35 protein-coding genes and 5 tRNA genes are annotated in these 26,980 nt (G+C 39.4%); 29 read left to right on the top strand and 11 right to left on the bottom strand.

Annotation, left to right across the window (positions count from 1 at the left end; translation table 11 throughout):
• The first annotated feature begins 78 nt into the window (after positions 1–78).
• On the top strand, positions 79–534 hold the full coding sequence (locus IPF86_01430; protein QQR50563.1) for a hypothetical protein: 456 nt from the start codon (positions 79–81) through the stop codon (positions 532–534).
• Between the two features lie 19 nt (positions 535–553).
• Here IPF86_01430 and IPF86_01425 read toward each other — a convergent pair whose 3' ends face one another.
• Complete coding sequence (locus tag IPF86_01425) at positions 554–835, bottom strand: hypothetical protein (protein ID QQR50562.1); 282 nt, start codon at positions 833–835, stop codon at positions 554–556.
• Positions 836–1,046: 211 nt separating this feature from the next.
• Between IPF86_01425 and IPF86_01420 the strand changes: the two genes are divergently transcribed.
• The 4 genes from IPF86_01420 to IPF86_01405 all read left to right on the top strand — a co-directional run bounded on the left by IPF86_01420 (position 1,047) and on the right by IPF86_01405 (position 4,171).
• Positions 1,047–1,610: a Type 1 glutamine amidotransferase-like domain-containing protein gene (locus IPF86_01420; GenBank protein QQR50561.1), complete on the top strand. Its 564-nt coding sequence runs from the start codon at positions 1,047–1,049 to the stop codon at positions 1,608–1,610.
• Positions 1,611–1,733: 123 nt separating this feature from the next.
• Positions 1,734–2,312: a hypothetical protein gene (locus IPF86_01415; GenBank protein QQR50560.1), complete on the top strand. Its 579-nt coding sequence runs from the start codon at positions 1,734–1,736 to the stop codon at positions 2,310–2,312.
• Between the two features lie 635 nt (positions 2,313–2,947).
• On the top strand, positions 2,948–3,670 hold the full coding sequence (locus IPF86_01410; protein ID QQR50559.1) for an endonuclease/exonuclease/phosphatase family protein: 723 nt from the start codon (positions 2,948–2,950) through the stop codon (positions 3,668–3,670).
• Positions 3,671–3,709: 39 nt separating this feature from the next.
• Positions 3,710–4,171 (top strand): TrmH family RNA methyltransferase, encoded by a 462-nt coding sequence (locus IPF86_01405; GenBank protein ID QQR50558.1) that lies wholly within the window; start codon positions 3,710–3,712, stop codon positions 4,169–4,171.
• A gap of 112 nt (positions 4,172–4,283) precedes the next feature.
• Here IPF86_01405 and IPF86_01400 read toward each other — a convergent pair whose 3' ends face one another.
• The 4 genes from IPF86_01400 to ruvA are packed head-to-tail and all read right to left on the bottom strand — an operon-like array spanning position 4,284 to position 7,296.
• Positions 4,284–4,853 carry a hypothetical protein gene (locus IPF86_01400; protein ID QQR50557.1) on the bottom strand — a complete coding sequence of 190 codons (570 nt, stop codon included), beginning with the start codon at positions 4,851–4,853 and terminating at the stop codon, positions 4,284–4,286.
• A gap of 4 nt (positions 4,854–4,857) precedes the next feature.
• Entirely contained in the window at positions 4,858–5,802 is a 945-nt protein-coding gene (mutM, locus tag IPF86_01395) for a bifunctional DNA-formamidopyrimidine glycosylase/DNA-(apurinic or apyrimidinic site) lyase (protein ID QQR50556.1), read from the bottom strand.
• 35 nt (positions 5,803–5,837) lie between these two features.
• Positions 5,838–6,716 (bottom strand): hypothetical protein, encoded by an 879-nt coding sequence (locus tag IPF86_01390; protein QQR50555.1) that lies wholly within the window; start codon positions 6,714–6,716, stop codon positions 5,838–5,840.
• A 1-nt stretch (position 6,717) separates the two neighbouring features.
• Positions 6,718–7,296 (bottom strand): Holliday junction branch migration protein RuvA, encoded by a 579-nt coding sequence (gene ruvA, locus IPF86_01385; protein ID QQR50554.1) that lies wholly within the window; start codon positions 7,294–7,296, stop codon positions 6,718–6,720.
• Positions 7,297–7,472: 176 nt separating this feature from the next.
• Here ruvA and rpsT point away from each other — a divergent pair, with 176 nt between their 5' ends.
• The 6 genes from rpsT (at position 7,473) to IPF86_01355 (ending at position 11,391) form a co-directional block, all read left to right on the top strand.
• Positions 7,473–7,727 carry a 30S ribosomal protein S20 gene (gene rpsT, locus IPF86_01380; GenBank protein ID QQR50553.1) on the top strand — a complete coding sequence of 85 codons (255 nt, stop codon included), beginning with the start codon at positions 7,473–7,475 and terminating at the stop codon, positions 7,725–7,727.
• Positions 7,728–7,923: 196 nt separating this feature from the next.
• A complete protein-coding gene (locus IPF86_01375; protein QQR50552.1) occupies positions 7,924–8,187 on the top strand; it encodes a hypothetical protein in 264 nt (87 codons plus the stop codon).
• Positions 8,188–8,195: 8 nt separating this feature from the next.
• Complete coding sequence (locus tag IPF86_01370) at positions 8,196–9,080, top strand: HAMP domain-containing histidine kinase (GenBank protein QQR50551.1); 885 nt, start codon at positions 8,196–8,198, stop codon at positions 9,078–9,080.
• Between the two features lie 75 nt (positions 9,081–9,155).
• A tRNA-Arg gene (locus IPF86_01365) sits at positions 9,156–9,227 on the top strand.
• A 246-nt stretch (positions 9,228–9,473) separates the two neighbouring features.
• Entirely contained in the window at positions 9,474–10,646 is a 1,173-nt protein-coding gene (locus tag IPF86_01360) for a hypothetical protein (GenBank protein ID QQR50550.1), read from the top strand.
• Complete coding sequence (locus IPF86_01355) at positions 10,621–11,391, top strand: hypothetical protein (protein ID QQR50549.1); 771 nt, start codon at positions 10,621–10,623, stop codon at positions 11,389–11,391. The genes IPF86_01360 and IPF86_01355 overlap by 26 nt, the downstream gene beginning before the upstream one ends.
• Before the next feature lie 137 nt (positions 11,392–11,528).
• On the opposite strand, the gene IPF86_01350 is transcribed toward IPF86_01355, so the two are convergent.
• The 6 genes from IPF86_01350 to IPF86_01325 all read right to left on the bottom strand — a co-directional run bounded on the left by IPF86_01350 (position 11,529) and on the right by IPF86_01325 (position 14,945).
• Entirely contained in the window at positions 11,529–11,687 is a 159-nt protein-coding gene (locus IPF86_01350; protein QQR50548.1) for a hypothetical protein, read from the bottom strand.
• Positions 11,688–11,742: 55 nt separating this feature from the next.
• On the bottom strand, positions 11,743–12,210 hold the full coding sequence (locus IPF86_01345; protein ID QQR50547.1) for a hypothetical protein: 468 nt from the start codon (positions 12,208–12,210) through the stop codon (positions 11,743–11,745).
• Positions 12,211–12,273: 63 nt separating this feature from the next.
• Positions 12,274–13,029, bottom strand: a complete 756-nt coding sequence (locus tag IPF86_01340; GenBank protein QQR50546.1) for an acyl-CoA desaturase — start codon at positions 13,027–13,029, stop codon at positions 12,274–12,276.
• Between the two features lie 93 nt (positions 13,030–13,122).
• The gene (locus IPF86_01335; GenBank protein QQR50545.1) at positions 13,123–13,851 is read right to left on the bottom strand and encodes a hypothetical protein; all 729 of its coding nucleotides are present in this window, start codon (positions 13,849–13,851) and stop codon (positions 13,123–13,125) included.
• Positions 13,841–14,356, bottom strand: a complete 516-nt coding sequence (locus IPF86_01330; protein ID QQR50544.1) for a hypothetical protein — start codon at positions 14,354–14,356, stop codon at positions 13,841–13,843. Before IPF86_01330 ends, IPF86_01335 begins: the two co-directional genes overlap by 11 nt.
• A gap of 7 nt (positions 14,357–14,363) precedes the next feature.
• Entirely contained in the window at positions 14,364–14,945 is a 582-nt protein-coding gene (locus IPF86_01325) for an RNA polymerase sigma factor (protein ID QQR50543.1), read from the bottom strand.
• 119 nt (positions 14,946–15,064) lie between these two features.
• Here IPF86_01325 and IPF86_01320 point away from each other — a divergent pair.
• From IPF86_01320 to IPF86_01235, 18 genes are all read left to right on the top strand, one after another.
• Positions 15,065–15,151: transfer RNA gene (locus tag IPF86_01320), tRNA-Ser, on the top strand.
• Between the two features lie 3 nt (positions 15,152–15,154).
• Entirely contained in the window at positions 15,155–15,577 is a 423-nt protein-coding gene (ruvX, locus tag IPF86_01315) for a Holliday junction resolvase RuvX (GenBank protein QQR50542.1), read from the top strand.
• 24 nt (positions 15,578–15,601) lie between these two features.
• A complete protein-coding gene (locus IPF86_01310) occupies positions 15,602–15,940 on the top strand; it encodes a hypothetical protein (protein QQR50541.1) in 339 nt (112 codons plus the stop codon).
• Between the two features lie 40 nt (positions 15,941–15,980).
• Positions 15,981–17,063 carry a type IV pilus assembly protein PilM gene (gene pilM / locus IPF86_01305; protein QQR50540.1) on the top strand — a complete coding sequence of 361 codons (1,083 nt, stop codon included), beginning with the start codon at positions 15,981–15,983 and terminating at the stop codon, positions 17,061–17,063.
• Positions 17,056–17,595 (top strand): hypothetical protein, encoded by a 540-nt coding sequence (locus IPF86_01300; GenBank protein QQR50539.1) that lies wholly within the window; start codon positions 17,056–17,058, stop codon positions 17,593–17,595. Before pilM ends, IPF86_01300 begins: the two co-directional genes overlap by 8 nt.
• Position 17,596: 1 nt before the next feature.
• Positions 17,597–18,136: a hypothetical protein gene (locus IPF86_01295; protein QQR50538.1), complete on the top strand. Its 540-nt coding sequence runs from the start codon at positions 17,597–17,599 to the stop codon at positions 18,134–18,136.
• Position 18,137: 1 nt separating this feature from the next.
• Entirely contained in the window at positions 18,138–18,440 is a 303-nt protein-coding gene (locus IPF86_01290) for a hypothetical protein (GenBank protein ID QQR50537.1), read from the top strand.
• A gap of 72 nt (positions 18,441–18,512) precedes the next feature.
• Positions 18,513–18,584, top strand: a tRNA-Arg gene (locus tag IPF86_01285).
• Between the two features lie 147 nt (positions 18,585–18,731).
• A tRNA-Val gene (locus tag IPF86_01280) sits at positions 18,732–18,804 on the top strand.
• A 4-nt stretch (positions 18,805–18,808) separates the two neighbouring features.
• Positions 18,809–19,546, top strand: coding sequence for an RluA family pseudouridine synthase (locus IPF86_01275; GenBank protein ID QQR50536.1), 738 nt, complete (start codon positions 18,809–18,811; stop codon positions 19,544–19,546).
• 92 nt (positions 19,547–19,638) lie between these two features.
• Positions 19,639–23,472, top strand: coding sequence for a phosphoribosylformylglycinamidine synthase subunit PurQ (locus tag IPF86_01270; GenBank protein QQR50535.1), 3,834 nt, complete (start codon positions 19,639–19,641; stop codon positions 23,470–23,472).
• A 78-nt stretch (positions 23,473–23,550) separates the two neighbouring features.
• Positions 23,551–23,946: a 50S ribosomal protein L19 gene (gene rplS / locus IPF86_01265; protein ID QQR50534.1), complete on the top strand. Its 396-nt coding sequence runs from the start codon at positions 23,551–23,553 to the stop codon at positions 23,944–23,946.
• A 72-nt stretch (positions 23,947–24,018) separates the two neighbouring features.
• Positions 24,019–24,102 (top strand) — tRNA-Leu (locus IPF86_01260).
• 46 nt (positions 24,103–24,148) lie between these two features.
• Positions 24,149–24,904: a hypothetical protein gene (locus IPF86_01255; protein QQR50533.1), complete on the top strand. Its 756-nt coding sequence runs from the start codon at positions 24,149–24,151 to the stop codon at positions 24,902–24,904.
• A gap of 15 nt (positions 24,905–24,919) precedes the next feature.
• On the top strand, positions 24,920–25,066 hold the full coding sequence (locus IPF86_01250; protein QQR50532.1) for a hypothetical protein: 147 nt from the start codon (positions 24,920–24,922) through the stop codon (positions 25,064–25,066).
• A 1-nt stretch (position 25,067) separates the two neighbouring features.
• Entirely contained in the window at positions 25,068–25,406 is a 339-nt protein-coding gene (locus tag IPF86_01245; protein ID QQR50531.1) for a 4a-hydroxytetrahydrobiopterin dehydratase, read from the top strand.
• Positions 25,403–26,401 (top strand): vitamin K epoxide reductase family protein, encoded by a 999-nt coding sequence (locus IPF86_01240; protein ID QQR50530.1) that lies wholly within the window; start codon positions 25,403–25,405, stop codon positions 26,399–26,401. The genes IPF86_01245 and IPF86_01240 overlap by 4 nt, the downstream gene beginning before the upstream one ends.
• A 1-nt stretch (position 26,402) precedes the next feature.
• The gene (locus tag IPF86_01235; GenBank protein QQR50529.1) at positions 26,403–26,960 is read left to right on the top strand and encodes a cob(I)yrinic acid a,c-diamide adenosyltransferase; all 558 of its coding nucleotides are present in this window, start codon (positions 26,403–26,405) and stop codon (positions 26,958–26,960) included.
• Positions 26,961–26,980: the final 20 nt, after the last annotated feature.

Below are 26,980 nucleotides of genomic sequence, written 5' to 3'. Positions count from 1 at the left end.
CTGTAGGGAGGGGTCTAGTGATAATATTTTGCTCGCAATTCGGGCTTGCTTATTTATTTGAGTGGTATAATTAAGTTTATGATACATAGCTCCGAAAAAGAGATTGGTTTAAGCAGTGGGAATAGAAGTTTTATTGTAGGTATGGTTTTCGTTGCCCTATTTCTTTTTGGGCCAGTTGAACCCTACGGGTTTTTAGTTCGCATTGCATATTTGATTATTTTTCCATCGCTGGTTTGGCTGATCCTCTATTTCTGGGGAAGAAAGTGGGGTATGGACAAACTATCAAACGACAGACTCTGGCGAGCACTCATTGCCATTGTTGCGGGAGTCTTATTAGTTCAGGCATATTTTTCTTTTAACGCTAAGTATCATAGTGAATGTGCTCAAAGAATACAGACTAGGGATGGGAGTGAATGTGTTGGTGATTATGTCACGGTAAAAGGCCCAAACATTGAGGGCGGGTTTCTTGAAATAATATTCGCAGGTTTTGCAATCTGGCTTGCAGTATCTAAAAGATCAGAAAGAGAGGATTAATTCGTTTCGAACTTGTGGATTAGAACCCAAATATCAAAGCGTTTATCCATGAACGCTTTAATTTATAACCCTTTTTCGTTAGTTCTAATTTTCTTTCATTAGCATTACCACTTAGGGCATCATCAATTATATTTTCTTTCTGTAATTCTTTTAACTTAGCTTGTACTTTTTCGCGGGAAGCATCATATTTTTTCATAAGATACTCAATTATCTTGTTCTCTTCCATCCCATTTATTGTACTTCCGGGTGTATTGACCTGATAGTCGTAAATCGCAATAACAATTTTTCTAAGTTGTAGCATGTAAAACATGATTTTATTGTATCATACGGTATCCCCACTTCCGACTTTTTATTTTTACATTTCTTCATTGCCTCAAAATGTAGAGTACTGATTGACTTTTACTATTATTTATGCTATTATATGCAAAATAATTGCTCTTCCATACAATCCATTTTTAGGTGAACACAGGAGATTTCTAAAAGTCTTTTGTATTCACCTAAAAATAATAAGGATGACAACAAAATTTATTTTACATGGAGGATTCACTCCAGGAAAAACAGATGAAGATAACGACGATTTCTACGCAGAAATATTAAAAGATGCCCCCGAAGAACCAGAGATTTTAATTGTGCCATTTGCAAAAGAACCTGGCCGGATAGAGGCTAGTACACAAAAAGTAATGGAGGAATTTACTGCAAATAAATGGCAAAAGTGGATCTATTTTAATGTTGCCAGGGAAGAATCTTTCATTGAACAATTGCGTTTAGCTGATATTGTTTACTTTCAGGGAGGTAAAACATTGAAATTGCTTGAGGCGCTGAAAAAGTTTCCTACTCTGAAAGAAATGTTACAAGGAAAAATTGTCGCCGGTGAATCTGCAGGAGCAAATGTCCTCACCTCTGCATTTTACAGCCCGAGTGCTGGTAGTTCGTTTGAAGGTTTAGCTTTTCTACCTATAAAGCTGATCCCGCATTACACGCAAGAGTATGAGGGTAAACTGGATAATCTTAAACCTGATCTTGAAACACTTTTGTTACGAGTCTATGAGCACAAGGTCATTGAGGTAGATTTGTAAATAGTAAATAGCACATTGAGAGGTATACCGTCGAGGTTACCTCTTTTTATTTTCCTGCTTATTAAAACATTGACTTTTCCCAATATATATGCTATTATACTGAAAGTAATAGTCCTTTAATATATGGTTTTTATTGGCTCCCCCAGCAGATTCTTGTCTTCTGAGGAAACCAATAACAAACCAATGAAGACAATAAACGCATACTTAAAGATAAAGGATTTCAGTAACAGACTTGAAGTAATTGATACTGCCCTAAGAACAACCTCTGGCCTTGAGCAATTACGATCAGCAAGGGATTTGTTGATAAGCATGGAATCATTGAATATTACAACGGCATTGAAGAGTATTGCAGAGTATTTCAAAAAGGAATCAACGGGGAATGAAGAAGAGATCAGAAAAATGTTTGAAATTTGGGAGAAAGTTCTTCTTAATGCCGTGACCAGTGTAGAAGATCTACTTTCTTTCAGTGAAGGCTTTAAAGCTGCAATTGATCTACAAATATCTGTTGCAGGAGAAGTAATGGAGAAATCAGAGAAGGAAATTCTGCAGAAAGGCTCAGACCATATGATTAAAGGAATGAAAATGTATATTGAAACATTCGAGTGCCTTCCTACAGCAATTAACATTTTTGACATCTTTATTCTTCCCAGTATGACTAAAGATGACCTTCAACCTGAAATGGAAGATGTAAGTCTAAATTAACTTAAGACTTCAATTCTAAACAGCAAGCCTCTTGTAAACCAAGAGGCTTTTTTATTATCAATATCCGAACATTATCCTATAAGTATATGTCTTGATAATCTCATCTGAATCTGTCACCATATCAGTGTCGGGTCATTATTATTTTAAATAAGACTGCTGACTTTATTTGCTTTTTGTCACTCACGTTTTGATTGAGAACTGGTCGTTAAAATCGATTTAAAAACTTCTCATTTTAACGATTTTAGCTTGATAAATAAAGATATTTTAGAAAACAACCCCGGGCGGTTTTCTTTTAAGGAGATGGTCGTAGGTTCGATTCCTACCGGGCGCACAAAGTGCGGGGCACTTTGTGCGAGGCGGAGCGCGACGGCGCGAGCCAGGGTCGGGAAAGTTTTCAGTAGAAAACTATTCCTGACCACAAAGATGGACTTGTGCGAGCCGCAGTCATATTTTTTCAACAGAAAAAATAGACGAGGCAGGGTCGTGAAAATTCTTGAGCGACGGCGAAAGAATTATTTATGACCACAAAGTGAGGTTTATGAAAGATATAAAAGGCAAAAGTAACTACTTCTGCCTTTTATTCTGTTTTTTATTTGCCTGAGATATAAGTCCAAACCTATGCTATAGTCTCATTTATGAAACTCATCACACTAAACACCTGGGGTGGTAGAATAAACCAACCATTATTGCAATTTATAAAAAATAATGATGATACTGATATTTTCTGTTTTCAAGAGATGAACAATAATGCTTCTGCTGAAACCGTTGACTCTCCAGAAGAAGATAAGAACCTTTTCTCACATATTAAAGAGGTATTACCTGAATTTACAGGCTACTTTAGTCCTCAAGTTCCAGGTACTGGACATGCCATTTTTATAAAAAAAGAATTAGTCGTAGATCATATAGAAACTCATCTTATTTTATCAGAAGAAGAAATTACCCACATGCCAACTCCTTTTCCAAGGATTTTACAATGTATGCATTTTAAAAATCTAATCATATATAACTTCCACGGAGTGCCAAAAGCAGATAAGAAAGACACACCAGTAAGAGATATTCAGACTAAGAGGGTACTGGATATAGTAAATAAAGATACAAACCCTAAAATCATCGTCGGTGACTTTAATCTAAATCCCGATACAAAAGCTATTGCCGCATTTAATTTAATTTTTACAAATCAAATGATGAAAAGTAGCTACACGACAACAAGAAGTCGCCACTATGAAAAATTAAAAGAGTTTCCTTATGCAGATTACATTTTTACTTCTCCTGAAATAAAAGTATCTGAATTTAAAGTCCTAAATGATGAAGTTTCTGACCATTTGCCACTTTCACTTAATTTTGAAATTGAGATTTAGTATCTTATTAAACTCCTTATAATAATTTTAAAAATTCTAATGGTTCTCATTCTCCACAATATCCGTAGTGTTCAAAATGTTGGATCAATATTTCGTACCGCTGATGCGGCGGGCATTTCGCATATCTATATTGTTGGTTACACACCGACACCTATTGACCGATTTGGCAGAAAGCGTGCTGACATGATAAAGACCTCACTCGGTGCAGAAACTACTGTGCCATGGTCGTATGAGAAAACAATTGCTTCGGTATGTGAAAAATTGCGAGCCGAGAAGTATACTATTGTCGCACTTGAACAATCACCAAAATCTATTGACTATAAAAAATACAAAACAGATAAACCTATTGCACTTATTGTTGGGAATGAAGTGATGGGTATTGAACAGAGTGTACTTGATGGGGTAGATACCATAGTCGAAATCCCAATGGCAGGCAGAAAAGAGTCACTCAATGTTGCAGTGGCAGCTGGTATTGCGATATTCCGATTGTCGGATATTTAATATTTGTCTCGATACGACTTTTACAAAGAACGGCGTATTTTTCTGTTGAAAAATCGCCTTATGCTCGGTTCGTCAACCTGTGCAAGTCTTTGTAAAAGTGTATCTTCGACAGCTAATATCGGAATTCTACTGTTCGAAATATTTGATATGCCATGTTTTGTTCTGTGGCAGTCAAATTGTAGCCTGCAATCGAAAGTTTTTCTTTGCCGACACCTTGATCAATAAAGACGCCAGTTGTTGTTCCAGAGAAAAGTTTTGGATGAAATAATTTGGCTGACACCCCAGCTATTTGTTCTGAAGTAACTATGTATGCACTGTCGGTGGTTGCTATGGGTAGTGCAGCATACGGTCCATATTCGAAGAAAAGGACGGTCTTGGTATCGGTTAATTCGCCGCGGTTCGAATTCCAAACACTCGATGGTGATGGCTTGTAATACCAGCCAGGCGGTAGGGCAATAGTGAAGTAGTCTGTTGTCGCACTTTGCCAGCCAGGTGGGACTTTCGTGTTAACGGTATTGTTTGTTGGACCATAGACTTCACCGGTATCAAGCGGTGCAGGAGGCTTAATAAAAGGCTTATCATTTTCTTTGCTATAGCGCTCGTAGCCACCGCCAAAGAGCCATAAAGCAAAAAAGACTAGGAGAAGTCCACCAAACCATCGTAATTCTTTCATTGGATCCATAGGATTATTTTAGCATTTTCTGATGGGTATTGCAGAAGTGCGCACTACGTCCGCCGATAATCATGCGAATAATCTTGCCAGTGCAGTCTTTCTTTGAACAAGTTTTGCCAGCCATACGGTAGACATTGTGGTGGTGTTGGAATTTGCCGCGTTTGCCATCGATGTCACGATAATCACTCGTCGAATCTCCACCAAAGTCTATGCCTTGGTGCAAGACTTTTTGCATTGCTGTATACAATATTTGCAAATACTTCGGAGGTATTTCTTTTGCAATTGATGCAGGATGAATACCGGAAAGCCAGAGCATTTCATCAGAATAAATATTACCGATACCAGCAATAACAGATTGATTCATCAACACTTCCTTGATTTTGCCGCGTGGTCTTTTGGTGAGACGCAGTTTGAATTCTTTGAACGTGAACTTTTTTTCGAGTGGCTCAGGTCCAAGGTGCCCAAGATGAATGCTTGTTGCAATTTTCTCTGTTGGCGCTAGAGTTACTTTGGCAAATTTTCTTGCGTCAGATAGCACGAGTTGTTTGTCATTCGATAAACTAAAGACAACATGTAAGTATTTGTTATATGGATCACGTAGGGCGTCGTTTTTCTCACTTGTTGCTGGTTGCCAGAAGGTTTTTGTTTTCTTATTTTCAACTTTTGTATACTTGCCGACCATGAGGTGGCCTGTCATTTTCATATGGATGAGGATGGTTTCTTTGTTTGCAAGATTGATAAGAATATTTTTAGCGCGTCGTTCGACTGAAACTACTTTACTGCCGACTAAAATCTGTTTAAATTTTTTGAAAAAATTTTTATCTTTGAGTGATTGTGAAAGGTGGGGAGTTGTGTGAGTTTTAACGGCCAAATCAGTCCAAACATCGGTAATTCGAAGCCCAGGTAACACTTTGGCGAGTCCTGCGACTGTTGTTTGCACTTCGGGGAGTTCAGGCATACAAAAAGTATAACATGCAGTAGTATATTGCTTTTTTATTTACATTTCTCTATGTAGATATTTTCAGCTCCAGGCCATCCTAGTTCAGAAGCTTTTTTCATATCTTGGCAACCACTTATTGTGTTGCTTCCTTTTGAAAATAGTTGTTCTTGATCTGTATCTTTTGCTAGATACAGATTTCCACGAATGAAGTAGGATTCGGCATTAACTGGATTATCCAAACTGTCCCAGGCAAATGCTTTGTTAATGGTTAACATCGCAAGTATTGGATTATTTCTTTCAAAATATATTTTTGCTAAGTTTTTATATATAAAAATTGCTTCTCTATTGCTTGTTTTTATGCCATCTACAAATTGATAATCCGGTATGTAGTCACTATGCCCAGGTAGGTCATTAACTGACATGTCATGGTAGTAGTGGCCTTCAAAATTTGGTCCAAATTTATAATCGTAATCTGTAAGAGCTTTTTCGTACCATGCTTCTGCATTTGGTAGATCTGTCGCTTGTTGATAACAGTAGCCAATAGTTGAATAGCTAAAGGGCTCATGTGAATTGAGTGTAATTACTTGTTTAATTTTTGCTATACCCGCTTGTACTTCTCCTTGATCGCAGAGTATCTTTCCGTCAGTCATAAGAGTATTTATCTCAGTATTTCTTTGATCCGCTTGCAGTGGCAGTAGGCATTGTGAATGGCTCATGCTATATCCATCATTACAGTGACAGGCACTCCAACGATAATATCGCCCACCGTGGTGTACCAGATAGCTTTCACCATATGTATTGATACACCAAGCTGTATCATATTTAAATGTTATGTTTTCAATCCGTATAAAAACCAAAATAGCTGCTACTAAACACGTAATAATCCATACTTTAGCTTGTGGATTCTTAAAAAATTGAGATAGTTTTCCCATATTATTTATTACCTAAAATTTTCAGTGCTTCTTTGATACGTGCATTGGTACCGAGGATGTCGCTTGGTACATTTTTGAGTGCATCGCGAGCTTCATTTTGCGAATAGCCGAGAGATTTCAAAGCTTCAACGACATCACTCTCTGCGCGAAGTGCGCCAGGAGCTTCCTTCATGTCGACATTAGCTCGAAGTTTATCGCGAAGCTCAATGACGATTTTCTCAGCAGTTTTTCTGCCTATACCAGAAACCTTGGTGAGGTAACTCGTGTCGCCGGTGCCGATAGCTTGTTCAAGTGTTTGGATCGTCGTAATGCCTAAGATAGACAATGCGGACTTGGGGCCAATTCCAGAAACAGAGAGTAAGAGTTCAAAGAATACTCGCTCGTCTTGGGACTTGAATCCATAGAGGTCAAGCGCGTCTTCCCGGACGGATAGATAGGTAGATAGAGAAGTCGTTGTGCCTTCGGTTAAACTAGCTAGTGCATCAGGGGCGAGATAGACTTTGTAACCAATACCACCTGTTTCGATGACAGCGTATTTGTCGGTTAGGTTTCGTACGGTGCCTGTTATGCTTGCGATCATGAGGCAAGTATGAGGTATTCTGTACGAAGTATCAAGTAGGCAAGTCAGGCTGTGATCCTAGTGTACCCTTGCAGACTAAGGATTTTTCTGGTAGTATGAGCCCACAAGAAATGCGCCGTCTACTGTACGCACTTCTCAAGATTATACTTATTTTTACTCATTAATTTTTAATCGCAATGCCAATTACCCAGTCAGCAAAAAAGGCGCTTCGTGGATCAATGCGCAAAAAGCAAATCAATGACCGCCGAAGCAAGTCTATGAAAGATGCTATTAAGAAAGTCGAAAAGCTCGCCAAAGGTGATACGAAAGCTGATGCAAAGAAGCTCGTTCCTGCCGCCTATGCTGCAATCGATAAAGCTGCTAAACAAGGTGTTATCAAGAAAAACACTGCTGCTCGCAAGAAATCACGTTTATCTCGAATCACAAAATAAAAAATTCCTCCACGTGGAGGAATTTTTTATTTCTAAATAGTCTCATAGATACGAGTGGTACATTTTCTTGTTGTGGAACTCATCTCGCCACGCGAGAATCAAACAGTCCTCACTGCGAAAATGTACCACTCGTATCTATGGCAGAATAAAATAATATATTTTGTTCTGCTAAGTACGGCTGTGGTATACTCGCCCTATGTCACTTATTATGTTTTATGGAGAAGAATGTCCTCATTGTGAAAAGATGCGTACGCTTGTAGCTAAGCTTGAGGCTGAAGAAAACGTCAAAGTTGAGCTTGTTGAGGTTTGGCACAACGAAGAGCATATGAAACAGCTTGAATCATATGATAAAGAGGGGGAATGTGGCGGTGTGCCCTACTTCGTGAACACCGATACTGATGCAACTATTTGTGGTGAAGCCACGCATAGCGAACTCATTGCTTGGTCAAAAGCTAAGTAATCCATATCATGAAAAAAGTTTTCTCGACTTCAAAACTTAGGCTTATCTCTCAGTCATTCTTTATCTTTCTCGCATCTGCTCTGCTACTTTTGTGTGGCTATTTGTTGCGCACTGAGAATCTCGCTATATGGACATTGCCTTTGGTCGTACTTGGGGCTGCGATACTATTGCTCGTTGGCGGTATGGTCGTTGTTTTTATTCGGGAGCAAATTCGCTATGATCATTTCCAGCAAGAGTTTCTCACGATCGCACTGCATAAATTCCGCACACCTTTGACGGGTATCAAGTGGGCAGCTAAAAGTTTACTCAAGCCAATGACGTCGACTGAGCTTACGTACATCAGTCAAGAGATTAACAACGCCGGCGAGCGACTTATTGAAATCGTTGAAATCCTCTCGCATATCGAGGGCATTGAAAATACCCATATAAATAAATTTGAGGCGGTATCTGTGCGTGATATCGTTGAGAAATCAGCTGCCAAATATAGCCAGAAAATAGAAGAGAAAAGTCTAACATTTGCTATTGAAATCCCTAGTACGTTGCCTTTGGTTATTCTTGATAAGCTTAAAATAGAATTTGTTTTGGAAATTTTAATTGAAAATGCGATTACGTATACACCCAAAGACGGCCGTATCGGCATAGCGGCTATACGGAAAGGGGATTTTATTGAGATCATAGTATCTGACTCGGGTATAGGCATACTACCGGGCGAACGTAGGCAGCTTTTCAGGCAGTTTTATCGTGGGGATAAAGCCAAAACTACTGATACTGAGGGCATGGGACTCGGTCTGTATATTGCCAAGCGGATTGTTTTGCAGAATCACGGTACGATTAGTGTCAGATCTGCTGGTCGCGACAAAGGTGCAACATTTACGGTTAGATTTAGGGTGTGATTTACTATTTATAGAAAACAGCGTATAGTCTTCTATACTTGAAGTGATAGTAAAGTGGAAATAGAAAATACATTTGGCCCCGTCGTTCAATGGATAGGACGTAACTTTGCGGAAGTTATGATGCAGGTTCGATTCCTGCCGGGGTCACAAAATCTACTGTGTAGATTTTTGCCACGAGCGAGTGAACTGCTTCACTCGTGGGCAGGAATCGAAAGACTTTTCATTATTGAGCTTGCGAAATTGAAAAGTACCCGCGCATGGTAATCGTGATTCCTGCCGGGGTCACCACGTTTTTTATCTTTATTTTTTAGGATTTTTAACATATACCTAGTTGGTGTTCAGAACCCATATTGGTTATGAATGATCGAGGACTAATTCTGCTACAATGCAATAATGAAGAAAAAGCTACTCTTAAATTGGTTATATTACCGTCCCGTTGGGCACGCAATTGAGCCACTAAAACTTGCCAAGGGTTATGTATTGGCCAATAAGAATTTAGATGTGTATTTGATTTTAAATTCTGATTCTCCGATTGAAATCGCAAAAGCTTGTCCATGGATAAAGAAGGTATATGCGATTTCTCTGCAAGAAGTTGCAAAAGATGGAATACACGCAATATCAATACAAAAAATTCCAAAGAAATGGGATTATGTTAGTACTGATAATCGTGCTAGACATTTTAATCCGGCATATGACCAAAAAGATCTTGTTAAAGCTCATCAGTTACTTAGTACATACCTAACTGCAAAAACGGCGAAGGGTTATCTCGAACAGAGTGGACCTCATGAGAGTAGTATTTTACCTATAGTTGCAAACCCAAAGATTACATTGCCAATTCCCAAAAAAGCAAAGTTATTTGCTAATAGATTTATACACAAGGGCCCAAAAATCTGCATTATGTTAGGTGGCTCTGCTGGTTTAAAACAAAGTCCAAGTATTGATATGTGGCTGAAAATTTGCCAAGCCCTTTATAAATCAATTCCCAATCTTAAAATTTATTTTACTGGTATCAGTAAAAGCTCTAATGGAAGAACAAGTACGAAAGATTTTACCTTAGATGATGTAGATTTTCTTATAAAGAGATTACCGAATGCTGAGAGTGTCTATGATGTTGGTTTGTGGAATCAAATAGCTTTCATTTCTAAATGTGATGTTTTTATCTCACCGCACACAGGATTTGCATTCATGCCCCCACTAGTTGGCGCTCCTTGGCTTGAAATTGCAACATGCCGTTGGCCTGCATATTTTTTTAACGATATGCCATTTTACTCCGTTCTTCCAGAATGTGGATCATATCCGTCATTAATGGATAATGACAAAAAGTGCAATATTTTACTCAATAAAAACAAAAAAGCCCTATGTGTTTCTGACAAATTAATACAAGATAAAATCCCAGAGATTGTAAAAGGAGTAAAGCTTTTACTAAATAAGAGTTTTACTTATGATAAAGCCATAGCATTGCATTTAAATAGGATTAAAAAAGACTATGACATAAAAAGATTCTTCTTTTTCGGAGGAATACAAGGAATCACGCACAAAAATGAAGTCAAAACAAAACTCAAGTAGGAAGAAATATAAATTTAATCCTGTTAAGGAAAATTATGAAGACTACTCAAGTGGTAGGGTTCTCTATGGAGCACCTAAAGCTACAAATTTCCCTGTTCGTTTAGCAAGTGAAATATTCTTATGTTGTAGTGAACACCTTAAAAAAAACGGGAGCTCTGGACCATACACGATTTATGACCCATTTTGTGGTTCAGCGTATTCACTTACAGTCATGGGATTTTTTCATGGTTTAAAAATAAAGGATATTTTTGCTTCGGATGTTAATAATACTATATTAGAGTTTGCTCAGAAAAACTTATCACTACTTAGTGAGATTGGTTTACAAAAGCGTATAAATGAACTCGAAGGGTTTATAGAAGAATACGGTAAAGTCTCACATAAGGAAGCATTAGAAAGTGCGCACAAGTTGGAGAAAAAAATAAAATCTACAAATCATATAAAAATAAATTGTTTTGGATTTGATATTCTTTCTAATGAAAACTTGCCGAAACAAGTACCTACTATTGATTTTGTAATAACCGATCTCCCTTATGGCAAACTCACGAATTGGGTAGGCCTTACACAAGATGTTAATCCGACACAAAAGTTTCTAAATAAAATTAAGACTAGATTGGCTAAAGTTTCAATAGTAGCGATAGTATTAAATAAAAAACAAGAGATAAAATATGATGGTTTTGTGAAAATAAAGACACTCAAACTCGAAAAAAGGAAAATCATTTTACTAGAGCCTCTTTGGGTAGGATAAGGTTTTGGAGTTCGTGTATACTCGCTTTTACCAAAGAATGACCTTTTGCCAGTTCGGAAAGCCAGAGGCTAGGTTCACACTAGAACACAAATAAAAAAGCTGCCAAAAAGACAGCATACTTTTTAAATTAAGAGATTTTAGTCAACAATAATGGTGGCTCTTTGAGATTTCATGATACCTGTCTGCAATTGACGTTTAGTTAGCCTGGCTGAACTATTCATTTTCTGAATAGCAATAATATCAGCGTGAGAATTTAAAATTGTAATTTTTTTAGATTTTCTTATTCTTTTTTTCATGAGGTCACTTTTTCCTCATGTTATCACAAGTCTTTATTGAATCAAGAAAAATAATCTAAAAACCAATTCGATCCATGATTTTATGGAAGACAGGTTCATCCATAGGGATTTCAGGTAAATGTCTGCGGAGGATGTCTTCCACCTCAGGGGGTGCTACATCAATCAAAGGAATAGTGATAACTGGCATCATCATACGATCTGTGTGGATCAGAAGTACGTTGTGATAAGGGTCTTTGGTGACATAAAAAGAGACGATGTTGTTATACGGGAAGAAATATTTATCAATCAATATGCCACCTTCGGTAATTTGGTAGTTTTGTAGCTCAGGCTTACGTACGCCATACATAGCGAGTGTTCCGCCAGCGATAAGAATAAATATTCCAAAGAGAACATCATCGAAGAGAAATGCTGCAGCTGCGCCTGCGATAGTGATAATGCCGAGCGCCCAGAACCAGTCCGTCGACTTTTCTCGAAATTCATATTCGTACGCTTGCCATGCAAGGAGTGTTTGATGAGCATCCATACGTATATCGTAGCATACGTGAAATAAAAAATCCCTGCGCATTTACATGAACAGGGATTGGCACTATGTAGTTTTGATAGGTTTCAACTTAATGATTCTCATCCAATGAAACAATTTAATAAATGGATATACAGGATCAATCTCGTACCACTTAATACCGAAATTTGGCCGTGCTGGATATTTATGATGATTATTATGATATGCCTCAGCTAACATTACCAAATCAACTGGGACTATATTTGTAGAGGTGTCATTCATCGTAAACCTCTTTTGGCCAATGGTATGTGCAAACCAATTTATGATAGCTCCATGAAAAGGGGCCATCAAGAAATGAATAGGCAATAGTAGAAACCACCACCATGAAGCTCCTAAGTAGAAATGCGCAAAAAGATACACGAGAATATAGAATGTTCCCCAGACTATACGAGAAATCCAACTATTACCGATATTTTTTTCGAACCATGGCCAACCCGGGACATTTTTCTTAAATTTAGGATCTACAGGATATTCTCCTTTGTTTATTTTGTAATAGACCTCTCTGGTGTGCCACATCATTCGCCAAATATTTTTATCGTATTTAGGCGAATGCGGGTCAAGTTCGGTATCAGTAAATGCATGATGGAGTCTATGCATAATCACATATGGGCCAATTAAAATATAAGATGATCCAGTAAATACCCAAGCGAAAAAAATGAAGACTTTTTCAGTCCATGGATGCATGGTGAACATTTCGTGTGCACCATATCTATGGTACAAAAACGTTTGGAAGAAAAGGCTTCCATACCAATGGCAAGCGAAAAAAATGAGAATGAGAAGCATGTGCACCTCCTTTTATTTTAATGAACAATAACTATACAAAGTCTAGCATAGGTATAACCTAAAAGCTCTCCTTAACAAGGAGAGCTTTTAGGTTTATTTAAAGGCTTCGAGAACAGCTTTTTTTGCTTCAGCTATGGCTTTTTTGAACGTTGCATCAGCGATAGCAACATTTTTTGCTCGGTCAGCAGAGATGCTTTCCATATTTTTATTTATAGTATCATTTTTGATATTTTGTTGGAGTGATTCTTTGGCAATTTTTAAACTATCGCGTAACTCATTTTTTATTGTTTGAGGTGCAATACCATTGGCACAGTCTGCTTTAGCTTTACGGATTGCTGTATCAAAATCATTTTTTAAATTGTTGACCAACTTATCGTTTGGAGTAGCAGCATCTGTAAGAAGTTTGGTCACACTCGCGCGGTGCATTGCTACTGCCTCTCTAATACTCGTGCGGTGGGCATTTACCGCGGATCGGATCGCTGTTTCAAATATTGTTACCGCAGTGCGCTGTTCTTCTGTCACCACTTTTGCTTCAAGTTTTGCAAATACTTCGTCACGTTTCTTATCTGTAGCACTGTTATCGTTGCTTCGTTTCTGGTCTATGTCAGTCCACCTTGCTTGAAGAGTACTGAGCTGACCTTTCTCCTTTGCTTGGAATTGAGCTTGTCGTTCGTCAAATGTTGTTTTGATTTTAGTTATTGCTGCATCAATGTTCGTGCAAAACGTTGCTTCATTCACAGCAAAAGCATTAGGAACAAAAGCAAATTGCCCGACACTTACTGCCAATACGAGAAATGCTGTAGCGAATTGTTTAGAGTTCATCATCATAATATGTTGCAGTAAAGTCATTGCTATAGTCAGTTTCAATAGCAGCCTTGTTTGCCATGTCTTCCTCATTGAATAAACTAGTATCTATATCGGTGCTTACAACAATAGTATTAACGGCGGCAACGTCACCCCGGATACTTTTTGATAAAGAAAGGTTCATTAACGATGTGTTGGAAATAAAGACAATAAGAGCAATAAATGCACCAGGGATAGCGAACATGCCAATAAAGGACCATGATACTGAACGTTTTTTAGGTGCAGTTTTTGCTGTTGTTGTGTGTACTTGTGCTGGTGTAGGCAGTGTAGCGAATACTTTACTGAACGTGGCTTTGGCATCAAGACTGTCTCGCTCTTGTTGTAAAGCTTCAATAAAAAGTATCGTGTCGCACAATTCTTGCTGTTCTTCCAGGGTGAGCTTATTTAAAAATTCCCGAGCTGAAGTACCGGCGCCGCGCGCATGAGTAAAGTTTTCTATATGTTGTAGGCTGGTGTCTTTCATAAAAATTTTACATACTTTCACGTAAATACAATAATTTTTGTCGGAGAAGTTTTAGTGCACGAGATTGAAGCTGACGAACTGCGTCTTCGTTTTTACCGAGCACAGTAGCGATTTCTTTATTAGAGAGCTCGTTCACAAATTTTAATATAATAACTTCTTGTTGCTCGGCAGTAAGAGATTTCAACGTCTCCTTTACTTTATCGGTTGTAAATATGATGTCAAGTGACACTGCAATATCTTCTCGGGTGTCGGGAACATCTTCCATATCGTCCTCACTTACTGTCTGGCGCACTTTCTGTTTACGGTAATGGTCGATGAGCATATTCCTCGCGACGGTATAAAAATAGGCAATTGGCTCCTTCATGCCTGCTTCAACATTAGGGAGTGCCTGGAAAACTTTCACAAAAACACCCTGCGTTAGGTCTTCTGCTTCAGTCTTGTCTTTCGTCCTAAAAAATAGGTAACGATATATAGGAGTGTAATACAGCTTATAGAGTAAGCCATACGACTCTTCGTCGCCTGCTTTTGCTCTACGCAAAAGCTCCTGTGGGTCATCTCCAGATTCGGTATTATCTAGCCACTTCGTCATATATTACGTATCATATAGGTTTTTGTGATAAGAGCAATAAAATGCCCCTGTAATTTGTGGTTTAGGGCAAACAATCATTGAAAAAAAAGCTGTTTTAAGGTAAGGTGGGAATACATTACGGAGGCGTGGCTGAGTGGTTGAAGGCAACAGTCTTGAAAACTGTCATGTGGGAAACTGCATCGTGAGTTCGAATCTCACCGCCTCCGCAAATGAAATATCTTGGTATCGACTATGGTACAAAACGAATAGGCATTGCAGTCTCTGACGAAGGTGGCAGGATTGCTTTTCCATTTAGAATTATTCAAAATACTCCAAGTGCTCTTGTAGAAATTGTTACCATTATTGACGAGACTAATGGCAAGGATATTGTTCTCGGTTCATCAGTAGATACCAAAGGTGAAGAAAATACTGTCATGCATGTTATTGTAGAATTCAAAAAAATTTTGGAGGATGCTGTCGGTGGAAAGGTTATACTCATGAATGAGTCTTTTACGTCAGTTGAAGCAAGACGAAGTTTAGAAGGGAAGAAAAGCTTGCATGCGCGAAAGAATAAGCAAGAAAAACAACGACCAACAGATGATAAGGCCGCTGCACTTATTTTGCAGCGATATTTAGATAAAATTAATCTTTAAAATGTATTAACTATTTACTATCCTATGATTACCTACGATGATTTTGCAAAAGTAGAAATTCGAGCAGGCAAAGTTCTAAGTGCGGAGAAGATTCCTGATACTGATAAGCTACTGAAGCTATCGGTAGATTTTGGTAGTGGGGAAGGACTAGGTGTTCGGCAAATTATCTCAGGTATAGCGATGTATTTTCCTGATCCAGGTATGCTTGTGGGCAAAACCTGTATGTTTGTGACAAATTTGGAACCTCGCTTGATCAAAGGTCATGAATCAAACGGTATGTTATTCGCACTCTCGACTGGAGATGGTGCATTCTCACTACTTGAACCAAATCAAACGATTCCACCAGGCACAAAAGCTCAATAAGTCTTTCGGTATTTATTGAAATCACGTATACTAGTATACGATGAGTACCAAATCACTATTACGATTATTTCCTGAACCGGCATACATCACATTGCCGGCTATCGGGCTCGACGTGTCAGATCAATCGATAAAATTTGTCGAGCTTGTAGCCAAGCCGCGCGGTTTGGTTTTAGGACACTACGGCCATGTGTCGATCCCGCTTGGGATTATTGCTTCAGGAAAGATTGTTGACCAAGAGAAATTAGTGCCGATTTTGGCGGCACTTAAAAAAGATAAGAATATTTCTTACGTGCGAGTGTCATTACCTGAAGAGCAGGTGTATTCTTTTCGATTGACACTTACTGATGTGACTGAAAAAGAGCTACGAAATACTATTGAATTTTCACTCGAAGAGCATATTCCTATCGCAGCGGCCGAAGCAACTTTTGATTTTGCTGTTATTTCTCAAACAGGTAATGCTTACAATGTCCAAGTCTGTGCAGCACAAACAGTCCTTATTCAAAACTATATGGATGTGTTTGCAGAAGCGGGATTATACCCATTATCCTTTGAGTTAGAAGGTACGGCACTTGCCCGCGCACTTATTAAAAAGGGCGACCTTAATACTTATATGATAGTGGATTTCGGTGAAACCAGGACGGGTATCTCAATCGTTGCCAACGGCGTCACGCTCTTTAGTTCAACAGTTGAAATCGGTGGCTATGCTATTACTAAAATGATTGAGAAAAAATACTCAATACCTTTTGAAGAAGCAGAAAAAATGAAGCGAACATTTAGTTTAGAGAGTAGTCAGTCTAGTCAAGAATTGTTCAAAATTATGACTGATGGTGTCGGTGTGTTGCGTGATGAAATCAATAAACACTTTATATACTGGCAAACCCACAAAGATGATAATGGTGGTGATCGGAGTCCTATCCAGAAGATTTTCCTCTGTGGCGGCAATGCCAACATGTATGGGGTCGGAGACTACTTGAGTCAGAGTTTGCGATTTCCGGTTGAACTCGGGAATACATGGATTAATGTTGATGGCTATACCGATGAAGTACCTGACATGAATAAGCGCGAAGCTTTGGGCTACGCAACAGCGATCGGGCTTGTACTCGGTCATTTCGAAAATGATTAATCTTTTAATTCCAGAAGAAAAGCAGCGCATCAAACGCGGACATACATTCCGTATGCTTTCTGTTGCGCTGATGCTCCTCACAACACTTTGCATTGTAGGTATTTTGCTTTTGTTGCCATCATATATGATTGCAGAGACAAAACGTGATATTGCGCAAGGCAAACTAGATGCCATCAAATCATCCGAAGGTTTCAAGAATGATGAAACATTAAATACAATCATCAATGATATTAATGCAAAAGTGCAGAAGATTGGCTCGCCTGATGATAGTCATCTGTATAGTGAGGAGATTGTCGAGCCCGTCGTTATGACTAAACCTCCACTTCTTGTGATTTCGTCTATGGCTATAACCAAAGAAAAAGAAGGAACAGTTGTCCAAATTACTGGTGTATCCGAAAACAGAGCAACGTTGCTATCATTTACCCAGGCGTTAGAGCAATTGCCACATATACAAGATGTTTCTGTACCTTTGTCTGAGTATGTCTCTGGCAAAAATATTCCATACACTATCAGTTTCTCTGTCAAAGAATAGTATGCAAATCAAAAAAAACATTCTTCTATTTTGTATTGCAATAGCACTCTTTTGTGTTGGTGGTCTCGGGTATTTCTTTATGTATTTCACGATTACATCAGTTGTCGAAGAAACAAGTACTATTCTCGCTGAGGTTGATAAAGCCGAAGAGAAAAACCAAGAATTAGTTACCCTGAAGAAAACTATCTCAACAAGTGAAGAAGATCGTCAGACATTATCCTCATACTTTGTCACTGATGATACCATTGTTATTTTTCTGGAAAATCTCGAAGCATTAGGTGCTACATCTGGTACTGATGTAAAAATTTCTTCTGTCATACAGAATACGGAGGATAAGAAATTGTCTGTTGCTCTATCATCAGTAGGAGATTTTGGGAACGTATTTCGTTTTCTTCAGCTCATTGAACAAGTGCCGTATGCGACAGAAGTAAAAACTCTTTCCCTTGCCACACGAGACGACCCAGCATCGACACCAGAAAATCCTTCAAAATTGTGGGAGGCTGATATTCAAATTGAATTAACAAGCTACGTATCAAAATAATATGTCTATTACATTTCCACATTTCAAAAGAAATACTCATTCAAAAAAACATCATTTTTCATCATGGCTTTTGATGATAGGTGGCTGTGCTGTCGCTTTTCTTATCATATTGGCATTGAGCGCACTTTATTTTGTTCGAATTAGCAATGATTACTTTTTGACTAAGGCACCAGAAGAAACAGTGCCAATAGACATTATTAAGCGCAACGAGCTCGAACAAGTACTCTCATTTTTTGCCAAGCGCGCAGAAAAAACCAAAGCGATAGAAACTTCGACTGTCATACTGCCTGATCCAGCTAAATAATTGACCAAGCGAATTTTGACTGCTATAGTCTAGAAGCTTTTCGATAATGTTTCTACTGCCTCGTCCTGCATTGCCCCTGTAGTTCAATGGATAGAACTGCGGACTTCTAAGCCGTCGATGTAGGTTCGATTCCTACCAGGGGCACAAAGCCGAATTTTAAAATTGCATGGCAATTTTGCGGCTTTGTGAGCCGGAACGATGTTTTATCAGCAGATAAAACCGCGAGGCAGGGTCGTGACCGAGATGAGCGACGGCGAATCGAGAGTTGTGACCATGAAAGTATGAATATATGCGCGATTAGCTCAGTTGGTAGAGCAACCCATTTACACTGGGAAGGTCGGGGGTTCGAGTCCCTCATCGCGCACAGCGTGAAATTCAATCTCAAAAAAAGCATACTCTACGAAGATGAACACCTCTTCGTCATCAATAAGCCTTCGGGGCTCATGGTGCACGGCGATGGTAGATCAAAAGAAAAAACTCTGTCCGAGTATATTTTGGAAGTGTATCCAGAATTGGAAACTATTGGCGAACCAGTCGAAATGACACTAAAGGGTGAAGTGATTAAGGTGCCACGGCCAGGTATCGTCCATCGGCTCGACAAAGAAACTTCAGGTGTACTTTTGATTGCAAAAGATCAGCCAACATTTCTTTTCATTAAAAAACAATTTCAAGAACACAAAATCAAAAAAACTTACCATGCGATAGCGTGGGGTACCATGAAAGACTCAAGTGGCACGATCACTGCTCCGATCGGCAGAAGTGCTAGTGACTTTCGTAAGTGGCATGCAGGGCGAGGTATTAGAGGAGAGACTCGTGATGCGGTTACGCAATTCTATGTCCTTCGCTACTTTGAAGAAGCAGATACGGCATTTAGCTATCTCGAGGTCCATCCGAAGACAGGTCGCACGCACCAGATCCGTGTGCATCTGGCGTACAGGAATCATCCTATCGTTGGAGATAGTCTCTATGCTTCCAAGAAGCCCTACATGCTTGGTTTTGACCGCCTGGCGCTCCATGCGTACGTACTCACCTTTACCAAACCTGATGGTGAGCAACTATCTGTCCAAGCGCCTCTGCCTGAGTTGTTCCAGAAGTATGTAAAATAAGAAAAAGTAATAAAATACCGCTGTCGTTGACAGCGGTATTTTATTACTGTAGTTTGGAAACAAAGCGTATATTTTAAACTAAATAACAGCCCATGAAAACGATTAGAATGTATTCTCTACGCCGTACACATGAAGTATGCTTCATACTTCATGTTAACGAAAATTTTACTGAAAATAATCTGCAAACATTAGAGCGATTACACTTTTCACAACACGGTCTTTACCCCGTAAGTTACGTACCTGCTCAAATTAGAGAAGGTAAGCGAGTTGTTGAAATTCGTCCAATCCTTGAATATGCATCACCTCGGTCATCTAAAGCATTGCGTCAGTTTGGACACATTGGTATTGATGGTGTATTGCGATGCGAAGAAGCCAGACGCTATTTTGTTGACGTGAACATATCAACAGAAAATTTCCTTGAAACACTTCCTGATTTCGACTCCATGCAGGAGTGTGTCTATGAAGCTGAAGCAATTTTTGCTGAAGAAATTGGCACATCCTACATTTCATTTCCAGAAGAAATAAAGCTTTTGGGAATTCGAAAAAGTGATGGAATCAAGAATCTTACTGATCTGGGTATGAAGCAAGTAGTGGCAGAATATTGGTATGACTATTTTGTGAACGAAGAAAAAAGAAATGCGAGAATATTGGAAGTTATGACGCCACTCTATGGTTATACTGAACATTCTAAACATCCACATTTCACGAGTATTCATAGAATTGACGGTGTTGGCCATGAGCCTCTTATGAATGTAGTAAAAGCTTCGTGGAAAATAAATCCAGGAAAATCAGTTATTGCATTTCATGATAACGCAAGTGCAATTCGAGGATTCCAGGTTCCTCACTTGCTTCCTGTAGAGAAAAATAACATGCATCCATTTGAGTATTTAATGACCGATATGGACGCAGTTATGAAAGCTGAAACTCACAATCACCCAACGGGTATTTCACCCAAGCCTGGTGCTGAAACTGGGTTAGGAGGACTGATGAGAGATGTGTATATCAATGGCCAAGGAGGATTTCTCTTTGGATCATTTAATATATTAGGAGTTGGTGCGCTAGATCTGGGTGACTATGTAATTCCTGGCCAAGGTTTAAATTTGGTGTATCCGAAAACATGTGCACGTCCGTTCCCAATTCTGTCACAAGGATCAGATGGTATTTGCGATTATGGTAATCCACATGGAACACCAGGTATTGCTGGAAGTTTGTCATCAAGTATTTTTATACTTCCTGATGGTAAACGGTGGGAAAATTTGAAGCCTGTTGTATATGTTGGTGGTGTCGGTATTATGCCGCATGACAATATCAAGAAATCAAACCCAGAACCCGGCATGCTTATTATAGGTATTGGTGGCCCAGTTTATCCTATTGGTTTTGGAGGGGGACTGGCATCATCACTCGCACATGGAACACAATCGGAAGATAAGGATAAAAATTCGGTTCAGCGGGGTGATGCACTCATGGCGAGAAACGTACATGATTTGATAGTAAGTTGTGTTAATTTAAGAATTGTTTCTGGTCAGCAAATAATTGATCTTGCAAATGATCAAGGTGCTGCAGGTATTTGCAATGCACTTCTCGAAGCTATTGGTTCAGTCGGTGGTGAAGTAGACCTAAGCAAAGTACATGTGGGTGCAGACATGTCGAATACGCAGAAATGGTTATGTGAGTCACAGGAGCGATTCATCCTTATCATCAAAAAGCAAAATCTTAATGCTCTCAATGTCCTTGGTCGTCAGACAGGCATCGTTCCGGAAATACTTGGTGAAATTGTTGATACAGGGAGAATCAAAATGATAGATGGAGTGACTGGTCAGACGCTTATGGATATGCGACTCAGTGCATTTGATCGTGCGGAGGAAAAAGTAATTGTTGCATCACGCATTGATCAATCAAGAAGAGAATTTGTTCCACCAAGTGACCTATCGCTTAAGAAAGCGCTCGAAATAACATTTGCCCAACTAGCAGTTGGATCGAAACGATGGATAGTAAACAAAATGGATCAGACAGTCGGCGGACGTACGGTGCAGCATCAATTTAGTGGACCACTTGGTATGACGGTGAACGATTGTGCAATTATTAAAATGAGCGTTCATCCTGATGACTATAGTGGCATTTGCCTAGGGATTGGGTATAAACCCAACACCCTTTTGGCTGATGCGGAAGGTGGATCAATACAGACAATTGTTGAGGCGCTTTCAAACTTGATAGCAGGAGCGCCGTCGTCACTTGAATTATCTGACATTGCTTTCCTGGTAAATGAAATGTATTCCACCGGAGATCCTGATGAGAATGAAAGAATGTATCGATCAGTGAAAATTGTGTCAGAGTTTCTCATTGCTTGTGGTCTTCATATAAATGGAGGGAAAGATTCCCTTAAAATGAAGACGAAAGTGATGGAAGAGTTTGTGAAATCACTCGATACACTTGCAATGGTTGCATACGCTGCTGTCCCGGATGTTCGAAGTGCAATGACCCCATATGTTAAAAATCCTGGCAAAAGCATGATTGGATTGGTGGATTTTGCAGCTGGTGATATATCGCTTGCAGGTTCAGCATTGGCTCAAGCCCACGGTGAGATCGGTAAGACATATCCAAAAGTGGATCCGAAACAATTTATGCAAGGACTTCGTTTTGTGATGGAACTGAAACGTCGCAAATTAATTACTGCGTGCCATGATCGGGTTGGTGACGGACTTCTGATTGCACTTACTGAAATGCTGGTTGCTGGTTGTAGTGGAGGACAGACGTATTCGAATCGAGAGAATGAATTCCTGAAGTTCGCTTTCTCGGAAGCACCAGGCATGCTTGTGGAGTACACTGAAGAATCTTTTGATGAGATTGAGAGACAGGTGCGTATATATGGAGTTTCATTCAATACAATTTGCATAACTGACAGTGAAGACACAAATCTGTACGTTAATCAGAATGCAAGCAGTGAAAGTTTTACGACGACTGAGTTATTGCAAATGATTGAACGGACTTCTTCTGAGATTAACAAAAGTAAAATTGGACCCGCACTTGCAATGACTGAATTTGAGGTACTTACTAAGGAGAAATCACCTACGCCATATGTTGTGCCATTTACTAGTTATAGCAGGCAGCGACACGGTACTGATCCAAAAGTCGCAATCCTTTTTGAAGAGGGAAGTAATGGTGTGCCAGAGATGGCTGCATATCTCAAAGCAGGGGGACTTCATCCACACAGTGTGTCAATGGATATGCTTCGAAACAAACAGGCCACTCTCGATGATTTTCGCATGACAGCGTGGGTCGGAGGATGGTCATTTGGCGATGTCTTTGGAAGTGCGGTTGGATGGGTAGCTGGCATTGTCGAGCATCCAGTTTTATTTGCAGAAGTTACGAGACATTTTGCTCGTCTTGATGTTATGGGGCTTGGGGTTTGTAATGGTAATCAAGCTTTTTCTTTGCTTGATCGTTATTTACACTTTATGTTTCCGAGCATTCCATTGGATGAGCGACCAAGACTTCTGCATAATATCTCTGGTAAATTTGAGGCAAGGGAACCAACGGTGAGCTTTCTTAAAAGCAATTCACCATGGCTTGTTGGCTTTGAAGGCGCAAAGCTTCCGATTCCTGTAGCTCATGGTGAAGGTAAGTATACCTTTAAAGATGTGCAATGTGCAGAGAAATTCCGTGACAAAGGATTATCGCCTATTCGCTTTGTTGATCATAATGGTCAATTAACTGAAACGTATCCAGACAATCCTAATGGTTCGCCATATGGTTTTGCTGGTTGTGTTTCTGAAGATGGACGGTTCCTTGGGCTTATGCCACACCCAGAACGTGCTCTTTCTATGCTTAATTTTAGCTGGAAAGAAGGGTACGCAAAAGGCATGAAAGTAAGCCCATATATTAAATTAGTAGAAAATGCTCGTCAGTGGCTTGTTAGTCATATGTAAGAGCTAACCCCTTTCCTAACGGAGAGGGGTTTTTGTATTCTTGCAGGAAAAAGGTAAGTATGGTAAGGTAATCCCATTATGAAGGTCAAAGCAAATCAAACTCCTGTATCAGTCGACGAGCGAACCAAGCTTGCTTTTTCGTCTGGAGATACGGTCAAAGTTTGGTCAAAAATTCTCGATAAGGGCAAGTTTCGTCTCCAGGCATTTGAAGGTATGGTGCTCGCGAGGAAGCATGGCAATGAAGCTGGCGCAACCTTTACGGTCCGCAAAGTTGCAAGTGGTGTGGGTGTTGAACGTATTTTCCCCCTCTATTCTCCAATGATCGACAAGATCGAGATCGTCAAGAAGACTCGAGCACGACGCAGTAAGCTTTACTATATCCGTGAGAAAGCAGTCCGTGATATTCGCCGTAAAATGAAGACAGCCAAAACCTACATTACTGACGAAGAAACAAAAGACGAAACAGCAGTATAAAACATCTCGCATATATCGGGATGTTTTGTTTTAGTTGAAAAGAAAGAGTCTTTTCTGTATAGTAACGTCCATGCGCGGGTGGCGAAATTGGTAGACGCACTACCTTGAGGTGGTAGCTCCCGCAAGGGAATGGAAGTTCAAATCTTCTCCCGCGCACAATATTCTCTTAAAAATATAAGAAAATTGATATACTATTGTTATTATGGAAATTGAAAATCAAGTTGCAAATAGTCAGCCCATTGAAAAGAGAAAAATTATTAGTAAATGGACTTTCTTGATTCCGTTGGCACAAATTTTGTCTATTGTTATTCTGCTTTTCTTTTTCTCTGCTTTAGCTTTTGCGCCTTCAATTGTACCAGTGGCATATTTGGCATATTTTTTTATCTTTGTAATTTTTGCTCCACCTATTCTTTTGTTTCTTATTTGGCTTGTGCCGATAAAAAAATATTCGACGCTATCCTATTTTCCGATTATGTTTGTAGTGAGCTTTATTGTTCCTGTTCTAGTTTTGTGCAGGCAACCATTTGTAGATTATATCCAACATAAAAATAGCATAAAGGAAGAGCAGCGACTCTATGGGCAAGGCTATGGAGAAAAAAGAATGCAAGAAGGAAGAGAGACAGCTAATAAAATTGAAAATTATTCAGTCGCAACCATGACAGCAACAAATGTAACAGAAACGTCAGTAATTTTAAATGGGATTATTACAAATACTGCCAATACTATACCTCCGGCAAATCTACCTCATTTTTTATATGGCACTTCAAAGGAAAGTTTAAATTTTACCTCAACTGGAGGCATTTCCTTTCGGGTTATTGGGCCGTTTTCGAGTCCTTTAATCAATTTGCAGCCACATACAACATATTATTACAAAGCAGTGCTTGATTTTAACGCAACACCCAAACCTGAAAACAATCAGCGTTTAAATGGTGATATACTCAGTTTTACAACTTTATAATTAGCATGTATTTATATGAAACAATTTCAATCAAAAGCTAGTAGTGGGACACTGCTCATCGTGGGGATCGCGCTTATCCTCTTTGCCGTATTTTTTACTCGTAATGTTCAGGCAATTGCGCTTCAAGTTAGTATTGCCAATGTAGAAGCAGGTAGCTATTAATATGGAGCTCGCTCGAAAAAAATGTAAACCGTGTGAAGACAAAAAAACCAAGGGTATTGCCCAGGCGGATTTGCAGGATTTTCTCGATGAGGTACACCACTGGGCCCTTGCCAAAGATGGCAAAAGTATATCTCGAATGTTTGAGTTCAAGGACTTTATCGGTGCGGTGAATTTCGTCGATATGGTTGCTGATATTGCCGAAGGCGAAGGGCACCATCCTGATATTATGATTGAATATAATAAAGTTACTTTGACACTCTCAACGCACTCAATCGGTGAGCTCACTGAAAATGATTTTATTGTAGCTGCCAAGATTGATGATAGTATGCATCGTGTATGATACCAGAGACACTAACTCAACTTTTCTTAATATTGGCAGGCTTTTGCGGATTTATTTTAGCGTTCTATATTCATACCAAGAAGAAAGCTAAACAGCCACTCGTCTGTCCGCTTCGTTCGAGTTGCGAAAGTGTCGTTCATAGTAACTACTCAAAATTTCTTGGCGTGCCTGTAGAACTGTTTGGTCTTGCCTACTATGCGCTCATTGCTGTATCCCACCTTTTCTTATTGGCTTACAAGAATGGTACCCCAGGGTGGTTTTCGTTCGTGGTGCTCGTTATTTCTTTCTTTTCATTCTTGTTCTCCCTGTATTTAGTATCTATTCAAGCTTTCGTTCTCAAGCAGTGGTGTACCTGGTGTCTCTTCTCGGCATTCCTATGTACGGTTATTTTTCTATTGACGGTGACGAGTATACCGATCAATATCACGCCGTTTTTGCTTGAGCACAAACGAATCATAACGATATTTCATTTGTTCGGCATGGCGATAGGTGTTGGTGCAGCAACGATTACTGATATCTTTTTCTTTAAGTTCTTACGAGACTATAGAATATCTGAAGAAGAATCAGACATAATGAATACGCTTTCACATGTCATTTGGTGTGCGCTAGGTATACTGGTTGCAAGTGGTGTTGGGCTTTATTTGCCACAAGCAGACACACTTGCCGAGTCTTCGAAATTCTTGATCAAGATGATAGCGGTAGTAGTACTGATCGTCAACGGATTTCTCCTTAATATCATTATTGCACCGAAGCTTGTGCATATTACCTTTGGTGAACCGCATCCGCACAAGCCTGGTGAGCTGCATAGGCTTCGTCATCTCTCATATGCGCTCGGCGCTATATCGATCACCACGTGGTACTTTACGTTTGTACTTGGGGCACTTCGTAATGTGTCTTTTTCATTTGCAACGCTTATTGTTTTCTATCTCACGCTACTCGTGCTTGCGATCATTGGTAGTCAACTCTATGACTATATCTACGTAGCAAAAAAATAATATGCTCTATACAGGCAAAGGTGATCAGGGAACAAGCAAACTTTTTAATACTGAAAAGGGAGTTCGAGTTTCTAAAAGTGCACTCGTCTTTGAAGTCTTGGGTACACTTGATGAGCTCAATTCGTTTCTTGGTCTTGCAAGAGCTTCAGTTAATGAAAAAAAGTACGCATTGCCAGATGGGAAATTACTGTCTGATGCTGTTTTGGATTTGCAGCAGGATATGTTTATCATCCAAGCTGAAATCGCTGGTGCAGACATGAAGATCCAGTCAGAAAAAATAGTCCACCTCGAAACACTTACGACAACTATCGAAAATATTTTGCCGCCGATCAAAACTTTTTTTATTCCCGGGGCAACTGAAGCAGGTGCGAGATTTGATGTTACTCGAACGGTAGCAAGGCGTCTCGAGCGGCTCATTGTGGCATATCAAGAAGAAAACAATCTCGTCGACGCTGAAACACTTCGTTACCTTAACCGGCTATCATCTGTTCTCTATGCCTTGGCACGATTAGTTAATCACATAGAAGACAAAGGTGAACAAGTCCCAACGTATAGCTAAGAACGTAGTAGTAATTTCAA

It is taken from the genome of Candidatus Nomurabacteria bacterium, assembly GCA_016699085.1.
GTDB lineage: Bacteria > Patescibacteriota > Minisyncoccia > Phycocordibacterales > UBA9973 > CAZLWF01.
This window is presented reverse-complemented; position numbering and strand designations above follow the sequence as displayed.

What these genes read in the sequence shown, in the direction of transcription:
- IPF86_01430 (QQR50563.1), top strand. Translation starts at nt 79, where the DNA reads ATGATACATAGCTCCGAAAAAGAGATTGGTTTAAGCAGTGGGAATAGA.
- IPF86_01425 (QQR50562.1), bottom strand. Translation starts at nt 835, where the DNA reads ATGCTACAACTTAGAAAAATTGTTATTGCGATTTACGACTATCAGGTC.
- IPF86_01420 (QQR50561.1), top strand. Translation starts at nt 1,047, where the DNA reads ATGACAACAAAATTTATTTTACATGGAGGATTCACTCCAGGAAAAACA.
- IPF86_01415 (QQR50560.1), top strand. Translation starts at nt 1,734, where the DNA reads ATGGTTTTTATTGGCTCCCCCAGCAGATTCTTGTCTTCTGAGGAAACC.
- IPF86_01410 (QQR50559.1), top strand. Translation starts at nt 2,948, where the DNA reads ATGAAACTCATCACACTAAACACCTGGGGTGGTAGAATAAACCAACCA.
- IPF86_01405 (QQR50558.1), top strand. Translation starts at nt 3,710, where the DNA reads ATGGTTCTCATTCTCCACAATATCCGTAGTGTTCAAAATGTTGGATCA.
- IPF86_01400 (QQR50557.1), bottom strand. Translation starts at nt 4,853, where the DNA reads ATGGATCCAATGAAAGAATTACGATGGTTTGGTGGACTTCTCCTAGTC.
- mutM (QQR50556.1), bottom strand. Translation starts at nt 5,802, where the DNA reads ATGCCTGAACTCCCCGAAGTGCAAACAACAGTCGCAGGACTCGCCAAA.
- IPF86_01390 (QQR50555.1), bottom strand. Translation starts at nt 6,716, where the DNA reads ATGGGAAAACTATCTCAATTTTTTAAGAATCCACAAGCTAAAGTATGG.
- ruvA (QQR50554.1), bottom strand. Translation starts at nt 7,296, where the DNA reads ATGATCGCAAGCATAACAGGCACCGTACGAAACCTAACCGACAAATAC.
- rpsT (QQR50553.1), top strand. Translation starts at nt 7,473, where the DNA reads ATGCCAATTACCCAGTCAGCAAAAAAGGCGCTTCGTGGATCAATGCGC.
- IPF86_01375 (QQR50552.1), top strand. Translation starts at nt 7,924, where the DNA reads ATGTCACTTATTATGTTTTATGGAGAAGAATGTCCTCATTGTGAAAAG.
- IPF86_01370 (QQR50551.1), top strand. Translation starts at nt 8,196, where the DNA reads ATGAAAAAAGTTTTCTCGACTTCAAAACTTAGGCTTATCTCTCAGTCA.
- IPF86_01360 (QQR50550.1), top strand. Translation starts at nt 9,474, where the DNA reads ATGAAGAAAAAGCTACTCTTAAATTGGTTATATTACCGTCCCGTTGGG.
- IPF86_01355 (QQR50549.1), top strand. Translation starts at nt 10,621, where the DNA reads ATGAAGTCAAAACAAAACTCAAGTAGGAAGAAATATAAATTTAATCCT.
- IPF86_01350 (QQR50548.1), bottom strand. Translation starts at nt 11,687, where the DNA reads ATGAAAAAAAGAATAAGAAAATCTAAAAAAATTACAATTTTAAATTCT.
- IPF86_01345 (QQR50547.1), bottom strand. Translation starts at nt 12,210, where the DNA reads ATGGATGCTCATCAAACACTCCTTGCATGGCAAGCGTACGAATATGAA.
- IPF86_01340 (QQR50546.1), bottom strand. Translation starts at nt 13,029, where the DNA reads ATGCTTCTCATTCTCATTTTTTTCGCTTGCCATTGGTATGGAAGCCTT.
- IPF86_01335 (QQR50545.1), bottom strand. Translation starts at nt 13,851, where the DNA reads ATGAACTCTAAACAATTCGCTACAGCATTTCTCGTATTGGCAGTAAGT.
- IPF86_01330 (QQR50544.1), bottom strand. Translation starts at nt 14,356, where the DNA reads ATGAAAGACACCAGCCTACAACATATAGAAAACTTTACTCATGCGCGC.
- IPF86_01325 (QQR50543.1), bottom strand. Translation starts at nt 14,945, where the DNA reads ATGACGAAGTGGCTAGATAATACCGAATCTGGAGATGACCCACAGGAG.
- ruvX (QQR50542.1), top strand. Translation starts at nt 15,155, where the DNA reads ATGAAATATCTTGGTATCGACTATGGTACAAAACGAATAGGCATTGCA.
- IPF86_01310 (QQR50541.1), top strand. Translation starts at nt 15,602, where the DNA reads ATGATTACCTACGATGATTTTGCAAAAGTAGAAATTCGAGCAGGCAAA.
- pilM (QQR50540.1), top strand. Translation starts at nt 15,981, where the DNA reads ATGAGTACCAAATCACTATTACGATTATTTCCTGAACCGGCATACATC.
- IPF86_01300 (QQR50539.1), top strand. Translation starts at nt 17,056, where the DNA reads ATGATTAATCTTTTAATTCCAGAAGAAAAGCAGCGCATCAAACGCGGA.
- IPF86_01295 (QQR50538.1), top strand. Translation starts at nt 17,597, where the DNA reads ATGCAAATCAAAAAAAACATTCTTCTATTTTGTATTGCAATAGCACTC.
- IPF86_01290 (QQR50537.1), top strand. Translation starts at nt 18,138, where the DNA reads ATGTCTATTACATTTCCACATTTCAAAAGAAATACTCATTCAAAAAAA.
- IPF86_01270 (QQR50535.1), top strand. Translation starts at nt 19,639, where the DNA reads ATGAAAACGATTAGAATGTATTCTCTACGCCGTACACATGAAGTATGC.
- rplS (QQR50534.1), top strand. Translation starts at nt 23,551, where the DNA reads ATGAAGGTCAAAGCAAATCAAACTCCTGTATCAGTCGACGAGCGAACC.
- IPF86_01255 (QQR50533.1), top strand. Translation starts at nt 24,149, where the DNA reads ATGGAAATTGAAAATCAAGTTGCAAATAGTCAGCCCATTGAAAAGAGA.
- IPF86_01250 (QQR50532.1), top strand. Translation starts at nt 24,920, where the DNA reads ATGAAACAATTTCAATCAAAAGCTAGTAGTGGGACACTGCTCATCGTG.
- IPF86_01245 (QQR50531.1), top strand. Translation starts at nt 25,068, where the DNA reads ATGGAGCTCGCTCGAAAAAAATGTAAACCGTGTGAAGACAAAAAAACC.
- IPF86_01240 (QQR50530.1), top strand. Translation starts at nt 25,403, where the DNA reads ATGATACCAGAGACACTAACTCAACTTTTCTTAATATTGGCAGGCTTT.
- IPF86_01235 (QQR50529.1), top strand. Translation starts at nt 26,403, where the DNA reads ATGCTCTATACAGGCAAAGGTGATCAGGGAACAAGCAAACTTTTTAAT.